This is a genomic window from Streptomyces sp. NPDC005262 (assembly GCF_042872425.1).
In the GTDB taxonomy this organism is placed as follows: Bacteria; Actinomycetota; Actinomycetes; order Streptomycetales; family Streptomycetaceae; genus Streptomyces.
In genome coordinates this window covers 287,415-304,271 of the sequence record NZ_JBIAKK010000005.1, presented here as the reverse complement: position 1 = coordinate 304,271, position 16,857 = coordinate 287,415, and the positions used below count along the sequence as shown (strand labels likewise).

The 16,857-nt window shown below is 70.9% G+C and carries 13 protein-coding genes and 2 tRNA genes; 4 read left to right on the top strand and 11 right to left on the bottom strand.

All coding sequences use genetic code 11. The annotated features are described in order from the left end of the window. The first annotated feature begins 51 nt into the window (after positions 1-51). Positions 52-1,248 carry an NAD(P)/FAD-dependent oxidoreductase gene (locus tag ACFYP5_RS16570; protein ID WP_389035937.1) on the top strand — a complete coding sequence of 399 codons (1,197 nt, stop codon included), beginning with the start codon at positions 52-54 and terminating at the stop codon, positions 1,246-1,248. 266 nt (positions 1,249-1,514) lie between these two features. Here the strand turns inward: ACFYP5_RS16570 and ACFYP5_RS16565 are convergent. Both ACFYP5_RS16565 and ACFYP5_RS16560 read right to left on the bottom strand, forming a co-directional pair. Next, positions 1,515-1,587 (bottom strand) — tRNA-Arg (locus tag ACFYP5_RS16565). Positions 1,588-1,802: 215 nt separating this feature from the next. Beyond that, positions 1,803-1,893: transfer RNA gene (locus ACFYP5_RS16560), tRNA-Ser, on the bottom strand. A 199-nt stretch (positions 1,894-2,092) separates the two neighbouring features. On the opposite strand from ACFYP5_RS16560, the gene ACFYP5_RS16555 reads away from it, so the two are divergent. Continuing rightward, positions 2,093-2,584 (top strand): SSI family serine proteinase inhibitor, encoded by a 492-nt coding sequence (locus ACFYP5_RS16555; protein WP_389035934.1) that lies wholly within the window; start codon positions 2,093-2,095, stop codon positions 2,582-2,584. A 226-nt stretch (positions 2,585-2,810) separates the two neighbouring features. Further along, positions 2,811-6,842, top strand: a complete 4,032-nt coding sequence (locus tag ACFYP5_RS16550; RefSeq protein ID WP_389035931.1) for a PAS domain-containing protein — start codon at positions 2,811-2,813, stop codon at positions 6,840-6,842. A 110-nt stretch (positions 6,843-6,952) separates the two neighbouring features. On the opposite strand, the gene ACFYP5_RS16545 is transcribed toward ACFYP5_RS16550, so the two are convergent. From ACFYP5_RS16545 to ACFYP5_RS16505, 9 genes are all read right to left on the bottom strand, one after another. After that, complete coding sequence (locus ACFYP5_RS16545; protein ID WP_389035928.1) at positions 6,953-8,602, bottom strand: long-chain fatty acid--CoA ligase; 1,650 nt, start codon at positions 8,600-8,602, stop codon at positions 6,953-6,955. Between the two features lie 155 nt (positions 8,603-8,757). Continuing rightward, positions 8,758-9,153: a nuclear transport factor 2 family protein gene (locus tag ACFYP5_RS16540; RefSeq protein ID WP_389035925.1), complete on the bottom strand. Its 396-nt coding sequence runs from the start codon at positions 9,151-9,153 to the stop codon at positions 8,758-8,760. 159 nt (positions 9,154-9,312) lie between these two features. Next, on the bottom strand, positions 9,313-10,002 hold the full coding sequence (locus tag ACFYP5_RS16535) for a SigE family RNA polymerase sigma factor (RefSeq protein ID WP_389035923.1): 690 nt from the start codon (positions 10,000-10,002) through the stop codon (positions 9,313-9,315). 179 nt (positions 10,003-10,181) lie between these two features. Continuing rightward, a complete protein-coding gene (locus tag ACFYP5_RS16530) occupies positions 10,182-11,351 on the bottom strand; it encodes a lipid-transfer protein (protein ID WP_389035921.1) in 1,170 nt (389 codons plus the stop codon). After that, positions 11,348-11,743: a MaoC family dehydratase gene (locus tag ACFYP5_RS16525; RefSeq protein ID WP_389035918.1), complete on the bottom strand. Its 396-nt coding sequence runs from the start codon at positions 11,741-11,743 to the stop codon at positions 11,348-11,350. The genes ACFYP5_RS16530 and ACFYP5_RS16525 overlap by 4 nt, the downstream gene beginning before the upstream one ends. Further along, positions 11,740-12,816: an acyl-CoA dehydrogenase family protein gene (locus ACFYP5_RS16520; protein WP_389035916.1), complete on the bottom strand. Its 1,077-nt coding sequence runs from the start codon at positions 12,814-12,816 to the stop codon at positions 11,740-11,742. The genes ACFYP5_RS16525 and ACFYP5_RS16520 overlap by 4 nt, the downstream gene beginning before the upstream one ends. A 1-nt stretch (position 12,817) precedes the next feature. Continuing rightward, a complete protein-coding gene (locus ACFYP5_RS16515; protein WP_389035913.1) occupies positions 12,818-13,810 on the bottom strand; it encodes a bifunctional MaoC family dehydratase N-terminal/OB-fold nucleic acid binding domain-containing protein in 993 nt (330 codons plus the stop codon). Next, positions 13,807-15,009 carry an acyl-CoA dehydrogenase family protein gene (locus ACFYP5_RS16510; protein ID WP_389035910.1) on the bottom strand — a complete coding sequence of 401 codons (1,203 nt, stop codon included), beginning with the start codon at positions 15,007-15,009 and terminating at the stop codon, positions 13,807-13,809. The genes ACFYP5_RS16515 and ACFYP5_RS16510 overlap by 4 nt, the downstream gene beginning before the upstream one ends. A gap of 207 nt (positions 15,010-15,216) precedes the next feature. Continuing rightward, positions 15,217-15,525, bottom strand: coding sequence for a hypothetical protein (locus ACFYP5_RS16505; protein WP_389035907.1), 309 nt, complete (start codon positions 15,523-15,525; stop codon positions 15,217-15,219). Positions 15,526-15,917: 392 nt separating this feature from the next. On the opposite strand from ACFYP5_RS16505, the gene ACFYP5_RS16500 reads away from it, so the two are divergent. Beyond that, the gene (locus ACFYP5_RS16500; RefSeq protein WP_389035904.1) at positions 15,918-16,823 is read left to right on the top strand and encodes a bifunctional DNA primase/polymerase; all 906 of its coding nucleotides are present in this window, start codon (positions 15,918-15,920) and stop codon (positions 16,821-16,823) included. The last annotated feature ends 34 nt before the right edge of the window (positions 16,824-16,857 follow it).

Here is a 16,857-nt window from a genome sequence, read left to right as displayed (position 1 = left end):
GGCGGGCTGCCCGGTTCAAGTGGCGAACCCGCGCGAGACAGGAGCAGGGAAATGCCTCACCGAATCATCGTCCTCGGAGCCGGATACACCGGAGCCATCGCCGCCGGTCGCCTCGCCAAGCGGCTGCGACGCGAGGACGTCGCCATCACTCTCGTCAACGCCGAGCCCGACTTCGTCGAGCGCGTCCGGATGCACCAGCTGGCCGTCGGCCAGAACCTCAAGCCCCGGCCCTTCAGCGAGATGTTCGCGGGCACCGGCGTCGAACTGAAGCTCGCGAAGGTCACCGGCGTCGACGTCGGCAGCAAGACTGTCGCCGTCATCGACGCGAACGGTGCCGAGGAGTTGGAGTACGACAGCCTCGTGTACGCCCTCGGCAGCGGTTGGAACACCCAGGACGTCCCCGGCGCCGCCGAGCACGCCCACGAGATCACCAGCCGCCCCGGAGCACTCCGGCTGCGCAAGCGCCTGGCCGGCCTGGATGCCGGACAGTCCGTCGTCGTCGTCGGCGGCGGCCTCACCGGCCTGGAGGCCGCGGCCGAGATCGCCGAGGCCCGCCCGGACCTCGACGTCGCCCTCGCCGCCCGCGGCGGGCTCGGCGACTGGCTCTCGCCCAAAGGCCGCCGGCACCTGCGGAAGGTCTTCGACAAGCTCGGCATCACCGTGCACGAGCAGACCGCCGTCACCGGCGTGGGGGCCGACTGCGTCACCACCGCCGACGGCACGTCCGTCCCGGCCACGGTCACCGTGTGGACCACCGGCTTCGCGGTCCACCCGATCGCGAAGGCCACCGCTCTGGAGGTCACCGGAACAGGTCAGATCGTGGTCGACGGGACCATGCGTTCGGTCTCGCACCCGGACGTGTACGCCATCGGCGACGCGGCCATGGCCATGGGCCCCGGCGACAAGCCGCTGCGGATGTCGTGCGCCTCGGGCACCCCCACCGCGTGGCAGGCAACCGATGCCATCGCGGCACGCCTGACCGGCGGGAAGCTCCCGAACGCGCCGCTCCGCTACTTCAACCAGTGCATCTCACTGGGCCGCAAGGAAGGCGTGATCCAGTACGTCACCGCCGACGACCGTGCCGTCCGGGCGGCCCTGACCGGACGGCTCGCCGCCGTCTACAAGGAGCTGGTCTGCAAAGGCGCGGCCTGGGGCGTCGCCAACCCGACGCTCGGGATGCCGACCCGGCGCCGCCGCGTCGCGCAGGAGCGGGCCCGGGCAGGATCGGCCGTCAACGCGTCGGCCTGACCCGGCCGTACTTCTACCGGCCTTGGACGACGACTCGGTCCCCGGGCGCGAACAGGTGGGTGACGCCACGCCGGTCGGCCGCGACAGCCACAGGGCTCCGGGCACTCGCGAAGGGACACTGCGGATTCCGGCTCGCCGGGTCGAACTGGGCGCTCGCCCCGGCCGCCTGGCGTCAGGTCCCCTTTGCTCCACAGCCCGTCGAACACTGCCGTCAACGCAAAAGCCGGAGGCCCTCAGGATTTCTCCTGAGGGCCTCCGGCCTGCTGTGCACTCGGCAGGATTCGAACCTGCAACCTTCTGATCCGTAGTCAGATGCTCTATCCGTTAAGCTACGAGTGCTTGGCGTTCCGGGCTTTTCTGCCTGGTCGGCGTTGCGGGAACAACATTACATGACCCGCGCCGTCACGCGAAATCCATTGCCCACACCGCCTCTGACCTGCGAATACGCCGTGTGGCGCCTCATTCGGTCACCTCGCTTCGCGCTGCCGCGAGCGCGTTGCGCGTCCGGATACGACTGAAGCCCCGGCCAGTGGCTCGGGGCTTCAGCGATCAAGCGGAGGCGGAGGGATTTGAACCCTCGATGGGCTTTAAGACCCAAACCGCATTAGCAGTGCGGCGCCATAGACCGGACTAGGCGACGCCTCCAGCACACCTCGCGCGAGCGCGAGTGGTGCGTGCAGATGATGACACAGCTGAGCGCTGTCTCTCCAATCGCCGCCTACGGTACTAGGCAGTCGGCCACGAGAGCAAAGCGTCCGGGTTGCGCAACGCCGCGGCGTGCGGAGCGTTAGTGAGGACGGGGGTACCGCCTCCACCGTTCTTCCGCGTCCGACAGGAGCTCCGCATGCTGCGCCGCCTCGCCCTCACCGCTGTCGCATCCCTCGCCGTGCTGTCGGCTGCCGCACCGGCCACGACCGCCGCAACAGGCCCCGTGCCGCTGCTGACTCTTCCGCTGCCGCTGCCGTCGGCGCTCCAGGGCGACGACGGCAGCGCGCAGACCCGGCTGAGGGTGACGGTCTCGGGCTCCGGCGACCGGGAGGCCGACGGCGTGTACGAACTGCGCTGCCTCCCGGCCGGCGGCACCCATCCGGTGGCGCAGCAGGCGTGCGACCGGCTGGCGGAGCTCGCGCAGTCCACGGACAGGGACGGCGGCACGAACCCTTTCCGTCCGGTGCCCGCGGACGCCATGTGCACCCAGCAGTTCGGCGGCTCGGCCACGGCCCGGGTCACCGGGACCTGGCGGGGGCAGCACGTCGACGCGCCCTTCGACCGGACCAACGGATGCGAGATCGCCCGCTGGAACACGCTGCGGCCGGTGCTTCCCAACGTCCGCTGACCACGGCTTCCGGGCTCGTCGCAGAACCCGTACCGGGAGCTTCACAGGACTCGCACAGCGCAGGAGTCGTACACCGTATGCACAGAACCTTGGTGAGAGCTCCCCCTCATCCGCCGTCGGATGCCCCTCCCCTGCCTTTAGACTCCTCCAGTGACAGCCTGCGGCCCGAGGGGCAAGATGGGGCCCGCTGTCGGCAAGGTGCGGTAATCAGGGAGGAAGCGTCGTCGTGAGCAGCAGGCCATCCCGAGGCGCTGCTCGCCTCGCAGCCATACTCGATGCCCTTCCGGACGGGCTGTTGCTCGTCAATTGCAACGGCACGGTCGTCAACGCCAACACCATCGCCCTCGAAATGTTCGAGACTCCGGGCACCGCGCTCGTCGGTCGTGGACTGCTCGATCTGCTGCCGGAGTTCGACTCCAAGCTGATTCCGGGGTCGATGCGCACGCCCGAGGCCGCGGACGAGCGGGGCCGTACGAAGCCGACGCGGATGACCGCGCGGCGGACCGACGGCACCGAGTACCCGGTCGAGGTCACCAGCGCCAGCCTGGAGGACGGGCAGGCCGCGTACAACGACTTCCAGGCCGGCTACACCGGCAGCTACACGGGCGACGAGCTGCTGATGCTCGTCGTACGGGATCTGTCGGGCACCGTCGACACCGAGGCCGAGCTGGCCCGTTCGCAGCGGCAGACCGAGATGATCCTGCGGGCCGCAGCCGAGGGTGTCGTCGGTACGGACACGGACGGCCGGGTCGTTCTGGTCAACCCCGCCGCCGCGCAGATCCTCGGATTCCGGGCCAGCGACCTGGGCGGCCAGGAGCTGCACCCGCTCATCCTGCACTCGCGTGCGGAGGGCGAGCCGTTCCCGTACGAGGAGTCGCCGCTCGCCGACACGCTCAAGTCCGGGCGCAAGCACCGGGTGCGCGGGCAGGTCCTGTGGTCCAAGAGCGGCGCCCAGGTGCCGGTCGACCTGACGACCGCGCCGGTCCGCGACGGGGACCAGCTGGTCGGCGCGGTGATGACGTTCACCGATCGCAGGCCGTACGAGGAACTCACCAAGCAGCACACGGCGCAGCTCACCGAGCTGACCGAGAGCCACACCACCGAGGTCGCCGAGCTCACCGAACGGCACACCGCCGAGGTCGCCGAGCTCACCGAACAGCACACCACCGAGCTGGCCGACCGGACCGAGCGGTACGCGGCGGAGCTGGAGGAGCAGGCCGAACGGATCACGGACCTGACCGCCCGGCACCACCAGCTGACGGCCGTGCTCGGCGAGTCGCTGCGCGGCCCGCTGGAGGAGCTGCGCGGCGAGCTCTTCAAGCTCGCCGCCGACCCGGCGGGCCAGCTGTGGCCCGAGGCCAACCAGATCCTGCATCACCTGGCTGCCGGCTATGCCCGCATGACGACACTCGTCGACAACGTGCTGGGCTTCCAGCGGCTGGACAGCGGTGCGGAGCAGCTGGTCAAGGAGACCGTGCTGCTCGACGGCGTCGTGACGGCCGGCATCGACGCCGCCGTCGAGCTGATCGGCCCCGGCCGGGCCCAGTTCGCGGTGCATGCGCCGCCGATCGAGGCCGAGGTCGACGCGGGTCGACTGGTGACTGCGCTCGCGCATCTGGTCGCGGATGTCGCCGGGGTCGACTCGACCGGCAAGGCGCGTGTGGTGCCGGGCGGCGGCTATGTCGACTCGACGGTGGTCGTGGCGGCGGCGCAGCGCGGTGAGGTCGTACGGATCGAGGTGCGCGGACCGTTCGCCGGGGGAGACCCGGTGCACGAGCCGATCGTGCGCGGAATCGTGCGGGCGCACGGCGGTGTGCTCCAGACGCACGAGATGCCGGGAATGAGCGGCAGCGCATATGTGCTGGAGGTGCCGCTGGGCGCGGGGTCGGGCACCGTGATGCCGCCGGAGCCGCCCGCCGTGCAGGCACCGGCGGAGGCGACGGTCGGTGGTGCTGCCGGAGCCGGTGCCGTTCAGGAGCAGCCGGGCACACCGCCCGGCGGGCGGCGCAGGGCCCGCAGGGCGTCGACGGACGCCTTCCTGGAGAGCCCGGTGGGTGCGGCGGAAGCCGGACCGGAGGCCGGCCCTGGGGCGGTGGAGCCGACCGGACGGCGCCGGGCGCGGCGTGAAGCGGTGGCACAGGAGGAGCCGGCTCAGCAGGGTCCGCAGTCGCCCCAGGGGCTCGTCCCCGCCCAGCAGCAGGGCGAGGGATCCGGGCGTAGGCGAGGGAGGCCCAGCCCGGCCGAGGCGCCGGGTGCGCCCGCGCAGTCCCCGCTGCCCGCACAGTCCACCCAGTCTCCGCAGCCCGCGCAGGGGCCCGGGCAGGCGTTGGCCCTGCCCGGAGCCGCGGCACCGTCCGAGGGCTCCGTGGTGACGGCGGCCGAGGGCGCACAGGGCGGTGGCGGCCGTCCGCAGCGCGGGCAGACCGTGCCGCCGCAGGGCGTTCCGGCCGAGATGCCGGCGCCTGCGGGCGGACACCGGACTCGTCAGGGCCATGAGAATCAGCTGGCCCTCCCGGCAGTCGCTCCTGCCGCCGGCCAGGGGCAGAGCGAGGCCGGCCCGCAGCAGGGCCAGGCCCAGCCGCAAGCGACCGGGCGGCGGGCCCGGCGGGCGCTCGGGACCGCGCAGGACCGGTCCGTTCCGGCCGAGTCGGCGGGGCCGCGGACCGCGTTCGCGCTCCCGCCCGCCGAGGCCGACCGGATCCCGCCCACGGCCGGTGAGGCGGACTCCTCGCTGCCCGGACACCATGGCGTCGTGCGGGGCCCGCACGACGAGCACACGCCACCGCAGGCGCAACCCACGCCGACCGGCCGCCGCCGGGCCCGTCAGGCCGGCGCACCGCTGCAGCCGGAGCCTCTGCAGCAGCCGATGCAGCCCGCGCAGCCCGGGGGCTGGGCGGAGGACGGCGCCTCGGGACAGGGGCCGGCCCCTGTCACACCCCCCGGCGACGGCCTGGACCGGGCCGGAGCGGGTCACACCACCCACACCACCGGCACCACCGACCCCGCCGGTGTGACGGAGAGCCGCCCGCGAGACACCGCGTCCGTACCTGCACCCGTGCCCGCTCCGGCAGCCGAGCCCGTGCCGGATGCGCGGCGCCAGCCCCTGCCGGCCGAGGCCCCCATGCCCGCATCCGCGTCGGCCGACTCGACGCAGGGGCGTGCGTTCAGCGTGCGGACGCTCGGGCAGGGCGTGCCGTTCGTCCAGCACCTCGCCCATCAGCAGAACCAGACGCTCGGTGGCGCCGGCCGGCGCCGTAAGCTCGCCGCCCCGCCCGAGGCCGAGCGCACCACACAGCCCGCCGTGCCGCATCCGGCCGCCGCACAGCCCGGTGTCGCACAGCCCGGTGTCGCACCGGCCGCTGCTCCCACGACCAGCACCTCCGGGCAACTGCTGTCCGCCCCGGCGGCCGAGGGGCGCGCATACGCCATCGGGGCACCCGACGAGGGCGCCGAAGGTCCGGAGCCGCTGGACGGTCCGGGAGGCGCGGTGGAGGTCGCCAACCGTCCGTCGCCGCAGCCGGTCGACGACGAGCTGCCCCCGGAGCCGCTGGACAACCCGCGTCGGCTCCTCGTCTGGCCCGCGCCCGACGTCTCCACCCAGCAGGCGCTGGGCGACCGCGGCTACCGGCCGGTGATCGTGCACTCCCGCGAGGAGGTGGACGCCCAGATCGCGGCATTCCCCGCGGCGCTCTTCGTCGACCCGCTGACCGGCCCCATCACGCGTACGGCCCTGCAGTCGCTGCGCCAGGCGGCGGTGGCCGCGGAGGTTCCGGTACTGGTGACGGCCGGTCTGGGGCAGGCGTCGCGGGAAGCGGCGTACGGTGCCGATCCCGCCGTGCTCCTCAAGGCGCTCGCTCCCCGCGACAGCGAGCAGCACCCGCCGCGGGTGCTGCTGATCGAGGAACACGAAGAGATCGCGGTGGCACTGACGGCGACGCTGGAGCGCCGCGGCATGCAGGTCGCGCGGGCCGCCACCGACGACGAGGCGGTCTCGCTGGCGTCCCGGATGCGGCCGAACCTGGTGGTGATGGACCTGATGCAGGTACGCCGCCGCCGGGCCGGGATCATCGACTGGCTGCGCGCGAACGGCCAGCTCAACCGGACCCCGCTGGTCGTCTACACCTCGGCGGACATGAACCGGGCGGAACTGCCGAAGCTCAGCTCGGGCGAGACCGTGCTGTTCCTCGCGGAACGCTCGACGAGCGAAGAGGTGCAGTCCCGCATCGTCGACCTGCTGGCGAAGATCGGCACGAACTGACGACGGACGGGCGCATGCGACGAGGGCGGTACGGAGTTTCCCGTACCGCCCTCGTCGCACGCGCCCGGCGGACACTCTTCAGGCCGTGACGGACCCATGGGACCCGTCCGTCAGAGGTGGGTGATCTCCAGCTCTCCGTCCGCGTACTGCTTGCGGATCACCTTCTTGTCGAACTTGCCGACGCTGGTCTTCGGCACCGACGGAATGAGTGTCCAGCGCTCCGGCAGCTGCCACTTCGCTATACCGGACTCCGCGAGGAACCCCTTCAAGGTCACGTAGTCGGCGGTGGCGCCGTCCTTGAGGACCACGGTCGCGAGCGGACGCTCGCCCCACCTCTCGTCCGGGACGGCGACGACGGCGGCCTCGGCCACATCCGGGTGCGCCATCAGGGCATTTTCCAGCTCGACGCTCGAAATCCACTCCCCGCCGGACTTGATGACGTCCTTGGCACGGTCGGTGAGGGTGAGGAAGCCGTCCTCGCTGATGACGCCGACATCACCGGTCTTCAGCCAGTCGTCGTCGCTGAACTTGTCCTCGGGGCGCAGCGCCTCGCCGTCCGCACCTCCGTAGTACGCGCCTGCGATCCATGGGCCGCGCACCTCCAGCTCACCGGCCGACTCACCGTCCCAGGGCAGATGGTCGCCGCCGGGGCCGACCAGCCGCGCCTCGACGCCGGCCGGGAAACGACCCTGGGTGATCCGGTACGGCCACTCCTGCTCCTCCGTCAGACCGGCGGGCGGGTTGGCCATGGTGCCGAGCGGCGACGTCTCCGTCATGCCCCAGGCGTGGCACAGGCGGACACCCAGCTTGTCGTACGCCTCCATCAGGGCGGGCGGGCAGGCGGCGCCGCCGATCGTGACGCGGGCCATCGAGGTCAGATCGCGCGGGTTGGCGGTGACCTCGGCGAGCAGTCCCTGCCAGATGGTGGGGACTGCGGCGGCGTGGGTCGGCTTCTCACGCTCGATCATGTCGGCGAGCGGGGCGGGCTGCAGGAAGCGGTCCGGCATGAGCATGTTGACGCCGGTCATGAACGTCGCGTGCGGCAGACCCCAGGCGTTGACGTGGAACTGCGGGACGACCACCAGCGTGGTGTCCTTGTCGGACAGCCCCATCGACTCGGCCATGTTGACCTGCATGGAGTGCAGGTAGATGGAGCGGTGGGAGTAGACGACGCCCTTGGGGTCGCCGGTGGTGCCGGAGGTGTAGCACATGGCGGCGGCCTGGCGTTCGTCCAGCTCGGGCCAGTCGTAGCTGGTCGGGCGGCCGGCGATCAGCTCCTCGTAGTCGTGCACCTGCGGCACGGCGCCGTCGAGCACCGACCGGTCGCCTGGCCCCACGACCACCACATGCTCGATCGACGTCAGGTGGGGGAGGAGCGGCGCAAGAAGCGGCAGCAGCGAGCCGTTGACGAGGACGACCTTGTCATCCGCGTGCTTGACGACCCAGATCAACTGCTCGGCGGGGAGCCGCAGGTTGAGCGTGTGAAGCACCGCGCCCATGGAGGGGATCGCGAGATACGCCTCGATGTGCTCCGCGTTGTTCCACATGAGGGTCGCCACCCGCTGGTCGCCGACGACACCGAGCTCGTCGCGCAGGGCGTGGGCGAGCTGTGTGGCACGGCGGCCCACTTCGGCGAAGCTCCGCCGCTGCGGCTCGGGCTCGCCGGTCCAGGTCGTGACCTGAGACTTCCCGTGGATCGTCATCCCATGCGTCAGGATGCGGGTGACAGTCAGCGGTACGTCCTGCATGGTGCTCAGCACGGCGTCCTCCCGGTAGGCGCTACGCGGCAGTAAGGTTCCGCTGATTCTGCGCACATACCGCTCGGTATGTCACTACTCCCGGGAGTACGAATCGGTTTCCGTCGGATTCCCCTGGCCGGCATGCCGACGGGGCCCGCGGTGCGGGGAACCGGGAGTCAGGACCAGAACTCGTCGCTGACCTGAATGTCTTCCATGCACTCGTCAAGGTCGGTGGCCTTGTCACCGATGATCCGGAAGACGATCCCGCCCATGGCGTCGATCGTCCGCCCCTTGCGCTTCGCCAGGACCCGATGCACAGACACTGCGTGCCCCCGGCCGTCGACCAGCACATTCAGCAGCGTGGCCGTCATCGTGCCGTCCGATTCCTCGGCCAGTCGCCGGTAGTACGCGAGCATCTCGTCCCGGCCCTTGTAGTCACCGGAGAGTGGACTGCTGCCCGGGACGTGGTGGGTCGCGTCGCCCGTCAGCATCTCGGTCAGCGTCTCCATGTCACCGCGGTTGAACGCTTCGTAGCCCTTGCGGACCAGCGCGGCATGCGGATGTTCAGCCATGACCGCCGCCACCTTTCTCGGCTTCTGGTTTCCCTGTTTCCGGGGAGGAAGGCTGATACCACCCACCGTCGCACCACCCGGAACGCCTCGCGAGCCCGCACCCCCCGCATGCCGGCCCGTCAGCCCGCCGTACTGCCCGCCCGCCGGTGAGGTTCGGGCTCAGCGCACGGGACTCAGCTCCGGGTCCTCGCGGAGCTTGCCGAGCGCTCGTGAGACCGCGCTCTTGACGGTGCCGATGGACACCCCGAGCACCTCGGCCGTCTGCGCCTCGCTGAGGTCCTCGTAGTAGCGCAGGACCACCATCGCCCGCTGCCGGTCCGGAAGCTTCAGCACGGCCCGCCACATCGCATCGTGCAAGGACTGCTGCTCGGCGGGATCGGGCGCCGGAGCGGCCTCCTGCTCGGGCAGCTCGTCGCAGGCGAACTCGTCGACCTTGCGCTTGCGCCACTGCGAGGTCCGGGTGTTCAGCAGCGCCCGGCGAACGTAACCGTCGAGCGCCCGGTGATCCTCGATCCGCTCCCACGCCACGTACGTCTTGGTGAGCGCGGTCTGCAGCAGATCCTCGGCATCACTCGGGTTCGCGGTGAGCGAGCGCGCGGTACGCAGCAGCACGGGCCCCCGCGCCCGCACGAACGACGAGAACGACGGGTACGGAACGTACGGAGCACGCGGACCGTACGGAGTGAGCGCAGTGTGCGAGGCCTGCGTGGTGGCCGTTGCCTGCTGCGGGCATGCCGCCGATGAGGCGCGTGGCGCGTGCTGCGTGTGCGACGCCGACGAGGTGTGCGGCGCGTATCCGGTGACGGCAGCGGCTCCCCTGGAGGCGCCCGTGCAGACTGGCGTGGTCATAGGTCCACGCTAGGAGTGGGCCCTGCCCCGGGGGATCGGCCCCAGGTCCCGAAGCCACGTCCGCCTCAGGTTGTAGGGGTGGGGCCGGCCCCACCTCCTGAAGGAGTAGAGGCCGTCATCAGGACTCAGGGTCACCGGAGGACGGCCGCACCGCCCCACCGGCGACGCCGCGCCCCTCGTCACCCGCCGTCCGTGCCCAGTATCAGTCCCGAGGTGGGGACCCCCGTGCCTGCCGTCACCAGCGTTCTGGCCGCCCCGGGTATCTGATTCACCGACGTGCCACGGATCTGCCGGACCGCCTCCGCAATGCCGTTCATCCCATGCAGATAGGCCTCCCCCAACTGGCCTCCATGTGTGTTCAGTGGCAGCGCGTCGTCCGCCACGAAATCGGCGGCCTCACCCGGTCCGCAGAATCCGAACTCCTCCAGCTGCATCAGAACGAACGGGGTGAAGTGGTCGTAGAGGATGCCCACATCGATGTCGGCGGGAGCGAGTCCGGAGGTACGCCAGAGCTGTCTGGCGACGACGTCCATCTCCGGCAGTCCGGTCAGCCCGTCACGGTAGAAGCTGGTCATCTGTTCCTGCGCCCGCCCGGCACCCTGAGCGGCGGCGATGATCACTGCCGGTGGCCGGGGAAGGTCGCGGGCGCGCTCGGCGCCGGTGACGACGATCGCCTGTCCGCCGTCCGTCTCCTGACAGCAGTCGAGCAGCCGTAGAGGTTCGACGATCCAGCGCGATGCGGCGTGATCGGCAAGCGTGATCGGCTTCTCGTAGAAGTACGCCGCCGGGTTGCGCGCGGCATGGCGCCGGTCGGTGACCGCGACGTGACCGAAGGCTTCCGGCGTCAGGTTGTACGTGTGCAGGTAGCGCTGGGCGGCCATGGCGACCCAGGAGGCCGGGGTGAGCAGCCCGAAGGGAAGATTCCAGCCGAGCGCGGTCCCCTCAGCCGTCGGGTCCCGGTGCTGCACCCCGGAACCGAAGCGGCGCCCCGAGCGCTCGTTGAACGCGCGGTAGCAGACCACGACATCGGCCACCCCGCTCGCCACCGCGAGCGCCGCCTGCTGCACCGTGGCGCAGGCCGCCCCGCCTCCGTAGTGGATGCGGGAGAAGAACGACAGCTCCCCCATGCCGGCCGCCTGGGCGACAGTGATCTCGGGGCTGGTGTCCATTGTGAAGGTGACCAGGCCGTCGACATCGGCGGGGGTCAGTCCCGCGTCGTCGAGAGCGGCCCCCACCGCCTCGACGGCCAGCTTCAGTTCGCTGCGCCCGGAGTCCTTGGAGAACTCGGTCGCCCCGATCCCTACGATCGCGGCCCGTCCGCCGAGCGAATCTGCCCTGCGCACGCTCATGCGGATACCTCCGGAACGCTGACAGTCACCTTGCCGGTGACGTGCCTGCCGAGACCATTGGCTCCGACGACCGTCACCTCGGCCGTCCCGTCGTCGCCGAGGGCCGTGACGGTGCCGCTCAACACCATGGTGTCCCCCGGATAGTTGGGTGCACCCAGCCTGATGGCGACCTTGTGGAGCACCGCCGAGGGCCCGAAGTGATCGGTGACGTACCGGCCGACCAGGCCGTTGGTCGTCAGGATGTTCATGAAGATGTCCGGGGAGCCCTTCTGCTGTGCAAGCTCAGTGTCATGGTGCACGTCCTGGTAGTCGCGGGAGGCGATGGCGCCCGCGACGATCAGGGTGCGGGTCACCGCGACCTCCAGCGGTGCCAGCTCCTCGCCGACCTTCATTGCGATCCCTCCTTCACCAGCAACTGACCCAGCTCCTCCAGCACTTCGCTGCCGCATCCCAGATAGGCATCGAGCTGGCGGCCCCAGAGGAAGTACCGGTGCACGGGGTGGTCGAGGTCGGCACCCGTCCCACCGTGCAGATGCTGTCCGGCATGCACGACCCTCTTGCCCGCCTCCGACGCCCACCAGGCCGCGGTCAGCGCCTGGGCCGCGTACGGCAGCCCCTTGTCGTGGCGCCACGCCGCCTCGTATGCGGTGACCCGTATCGCCTCGGTGTCCATATGGGCATCGGCGGCGCGCAGCAGCACTCCCTGGTTGGTGGAGAGTGGGCGCCCGAACTGCTCCCTGGTGGTGGTGTGGGCGACCGCCCGGGCCAGCGACCCGGCGCACACCCCGGCCTGCAACCCCGCAAACGCCGTACGGCTCGCGGCCAGCACAGCTCCATACGCCGCTGTCCCGGTTGCGCTGCTCGTCCCCGTGCCCGTCCGTCCTGCTGGTCCACCGAGCCGCTCGCCGGGCGCCCGGTCCAGGGCGAGCCGGGCCGCCGACCATGGAGCCGTGGTCTCCACGGGTGTCACCGCCACACCCGGGTCGGCGGTCCGTACGATCCACAGCACCCGGTCCGCGTCCGCCACGAGCACCAGAGTGGCGTCCCGCAGCCACGGCACATAGGGCACGCTGCCGCTCAACCGCCCGTCCCCGTCGGCCCGTAGACCACCGCGTGCCGGGAACGCGCCGGTGGCGACGGCAGTGCCGTCCCGCAGCGGCGGAAGCAGCCGCTCCCGCTGTTCGTCCGTACCGTGCTCGGCGACGGCAAGCAGTCCGTACACACAGGTCACCGCCAACGGCGCCTGCGCAGTCGTTCTCCCCTGCTCCTCCAGCAGCAGCACCAGGCCCAGCAGCCCGGTCTCCTCGACGGCGGCCGCGAGCCCCGCCGCGCACAGCTCCTTCCACAGCTCTGTGTCCGTCCCCGTCCCGGCGGCGGCCAACCGCTCGTGCGTGGCCAGATCTCCGAAGATCTGCGCGGCGAGGCCCTGCGCCGCCGTCTGCTCCTCCGTGGGCGTGAAGTCCATGTCAGCCCTCACTCCCCCGGAAGACCGGCAGCTCCAACTCCGGATCCGTGCGCAGGAATTCCAGCCTGACCGGCATTCCTGTCCGCACCTTGTCGTACGGCACGCCGACCACATTGCTGACCATCCGCACGCCCTCCGCCAGCTCTATCAGCGCCACCGCGTACGGCCCGGCGTCGTCGGAGGCGCCGAAGGCGGGGAAGGGCGGGTGATGCATCACCACATAACTGAAGACGGAGCCCTCGCCGCTCGCCTCGACCGTGTCCCACTCCTGGCAGCCGCACTCATTGCACCCGGGCAGCCAGGGAAAGCGCAGGGTCTCGCACTCCCCGCACCGCTGGATGAGTAATTTGTGTTCGGCGACGCCCTGCCAGAACCCGGCGTTGTCCCGATTGATCACCGGCCTCGGCCGCAGATTCCGGCCGCCTTCCTTCACCCCCGCCGGCCCTCCCGGCTTCGCTCCCCGCCTCACCGCGGCAGGCGTGTACTTGAGGATCCGGAAACGGTGCGTCCCGGCCGGCTCCCCGGCGGCCCGGACATCCATCCGCGTCGTGACGAAGTAGCCCGTCCCCAGCCTGGTCGTCTTCCGCTCCGACACCGACTCGATCACCGCGTCGAAGGTGATCCTTTCCCCGGGCCGCAGCGGCCGCAGATACTCCTGCTCGCAGTCGGTCGCGACCACCGAGGTGTACCCGGCCCCGTCGAGGAGGGCGAACAGTTCGTCGTGCGCTCCGGAACGGCCCGAGTGCCCCGACAGACCGCCCATCGTCCACACCTGCAGCATCGTGGGCGGAGCAATCGCCCCGGGCCCCGCGTATGCCGGGTTCGTGTCTCCCACGGCCTCGCACCAGTGCCTGATCATCGGCTCGTTGACCAGGTCCTTGCCGATGCCCGCGGTGGCGGCCGCCCGCCCCTCGTACGCCTTGAGCCGCTCGTACAACTCGTCCGACCCGCCCTGCGGGCTCCGGCCGCCCTGCCCGAATCGTGCGTCCGTCACCGCTTCCCCCTCTTCATACCGAGCCGCATCGTCGCGACGATCTCCCGCTGCACCTCGCTCACCCCGCCCCCGAAGGTGTTGATCTGCGCCGCTCTGTTCATCCGCTCCAGCTCCCCGTCCCCGAAGGAGCCGAGCGAACCACCGCGGACCGTTCCGGCCTCGCCCGCGATTTCCTGGCACATTCGATACACCTCGACGGCCGATTCGGTTCCCATGAACTTCACGCCGCTCGCCTCGCCGGGGGCCAGCGAGCCCGCCCCCACATCCCCCACCAAACGCCAGTTGAGCAGGCGTGTCGCCGCCAGCCGGGCATAGGCCTCGGCCAGTCGGGACCGCACCCACGGCTCGTCAACGGGGCGCCGCCCACTCACCGGATCGGGGGTACGGGCGTGGGCGAGCACCGCCTCGTAGAACTCCTCGGCCTGCATCCCGATCGCGGCGAGCGCCACCCGCTCATGGTTCAGCTGGTTGGTGACCAGCCCCCAGCCTCCGTTCTCCTCGCCGACCAGATTCCTGACGGGTACCCGTATCCCGTCGTAATAGGTGGCCGTCGTGGTCAGACCACCCACGGTCTCGATGGGGGTCCAGGCGAACCCGGGGGCGTCCGTCGGGACCAGGATGATCGAGATGCCCTTGTGCTTGGCCGCATCCGGATCCGTACGGCAGGCGAGCCAGATCCAGTCCGCGTTCTGCGCATTACTGGTGAAGATCTTCTGCCCGTCGATCACCCAGGCGTCGCCGTCCCGCACCGCTCTCGTACGCAACGCGGCCAGGTCCGTGCCGGCCTCCGGCTCGCTGTAACCGATCGCGAAGACGAGGTCTCCGTTCAGGATCCGTGGCAGGAAATACTCCTTCTGCGCCTCGGTCCCGTACTTCATCAGGGTCGGGCCCACGGTGTTGAGCGTGACCATGGACACGGGCGCACCCGCCCGATACGCCTCGTCGAAGAAGACGAACTGCTCGTCGGGACCGCGGCCCTGACCCCCGTACTCGACGGGCCAGCCCAGTCCGAGCATCCCGTCGGCGGCGATCCGGCGCAGCAGTCGGCGTTGCTCCGCCGGATCATCGGCACGTCCTGCCCGCATCCCGGACATCGCATCCGTCCCGGAGGCCACGTCCGGCCCGGTGATCACATCGCGGAAATAGGTGCGGAGCTCGGCGCGCAGCTGCTGCTGACGCTCCGTCGGGGCGAGGTGCACGGCGGCGGGCCTTCCGGACGCGGGCGTACGGATCAGGGTTTCTGACTGTCCGTCAGATTCATGGTCGCTGTCAAGGTCGGCGACGCCTGAACGCCCCTGCACGGGAAACGCGAACGGCCTGCGCGAAGACGCAGAAGCGCCTTCACGCAGGCCGTTGCCCATCCCACCCCGCACCGGCCCCCCGACCGGCCCACGGTGGACCCCGACTCACCAGAGTTTTGTGAAGTTCACCGTGACGCTCTTGTCGAACTGGTAGATCGTGGTGAACGCCGAGCGGTTCACCTGCACCGAGTTGCTCCGGTTCGATGCCCCGGAACCGGTGGCCTGCTGCTGCGACGTCGACGAGTTGCCGGAGTTGTTCCTGCCTCCACTGCCACTGATCGTCGCAACACCCGCGTTCGACCCGTCGTTCGCGAACGAGCCGTTGTCGGCCTGGGCGACGCCGCCGAAGAGTGCGACGGCGAGGGGCAGCGCGGCAACAGCGGCGAGGGCGCGAGCGGTACGAATGCTTGCCATGTCAATTTCCTCCAGGAACCGAAAGTGCGGCTGTTTTCGAGGCAGTTGGCCGACCGCCTCGGTCTTGGTCACGACGTCGCGAGACCAAAGCTGCCCACCGAATCCCCGGCGAACCACCCAGGTTCACCGATTCCCCCGCAAGTATGAGGAACACCCGATAAACCTCCTGCCCACCCCCGAAGCCCCAGCTCACACCCCCGGCACACACTCCGGCACTGCGCGATCCCGCGCACCCCAAGAGGAAAAGCGTTTCGGCACGTTTTCTGCCCTTCCGCCCGGCGCGAGCCGGCCCGGTCGATCCACAGCAGCCGACTCGGCCCTGCGCTCCACCGTCGCCCACCTCGCCTCCGCCGCCCCTTCCTTTCTTCGAACATTTGTACGAACATAGAGCCATGGCCATCACCGACCGGCAGACCGCCACCCTGGCCCTCGCCCACGCGCTCACCGCCGCCGAGCACGGGCTCCCCGTCATCCCGCTGTCCGCCACCAAGCTCCCCGCCCTGCGCTCTCCCCACCACGACGAGGACCGGCCGGTCACCTGCCGAGGCGCCTGCGGTCTCCCCGGACACGGCGTCCACGACGCCACCACGAACCCTGCCGCCGTACGCGCCCTCTTCGCCGCCGCTCCCTGGGCCACCGGCTACGGAATCGCCTGCGGCCGGGCCCCGCACCACCTCATCGGCGTCGACCTCGACATCGACGCCACCGGCCGGAACGACTCCGCGGTGGCCCTCCAGCAGCTGGCACTGCACCACCTGTTCACCATCCCGCCGACGGTCACGGTGATCACCCCCAGCGGCGGCCGCCACATCTGGCTCACCGGCCCGCCAGGCGTAGCCGTACCGAATTCCGCCAGCCGCCTCGCTCCCGGCATCGACATTCGCGGTACCGGCGGCTACCTGGTCGGTCCGGGCTCGGTCACCACCCGCGGCACCTACCGACTCGCCCCCGGCGCCGCCGATCTCTCTCCGGCCCCCTGCCCCCGCGCGCTCCTCCGTCTGCTCACGCCCCCCGCGCGTCCTCACCACCCCTCCGGCCGCCCCCACCACGGCCAGGGCCTCGTCCAGTTCGTTCTCGCGGCACACGAAGGACAGCGCAACACCCGTCTCTTCTGGGCTGCTTGCCGTGCGTACGAACACGGCTTCGGCGACACCCTGGCGGACGCCCTCACCAACGCCGCCGTCCGCACCGGCCTGACCGAACGCGAGGCCCGGGCCACCATCGCCTCGGCGGCCCGGCTCACCTCCGGCCGCCCCATGGGCCCGGAGAACGCCGACCGCCCCGACCGATGCCCCTGAGCCCGTACCACCGGCCGGCCCCGACACCGTTGCC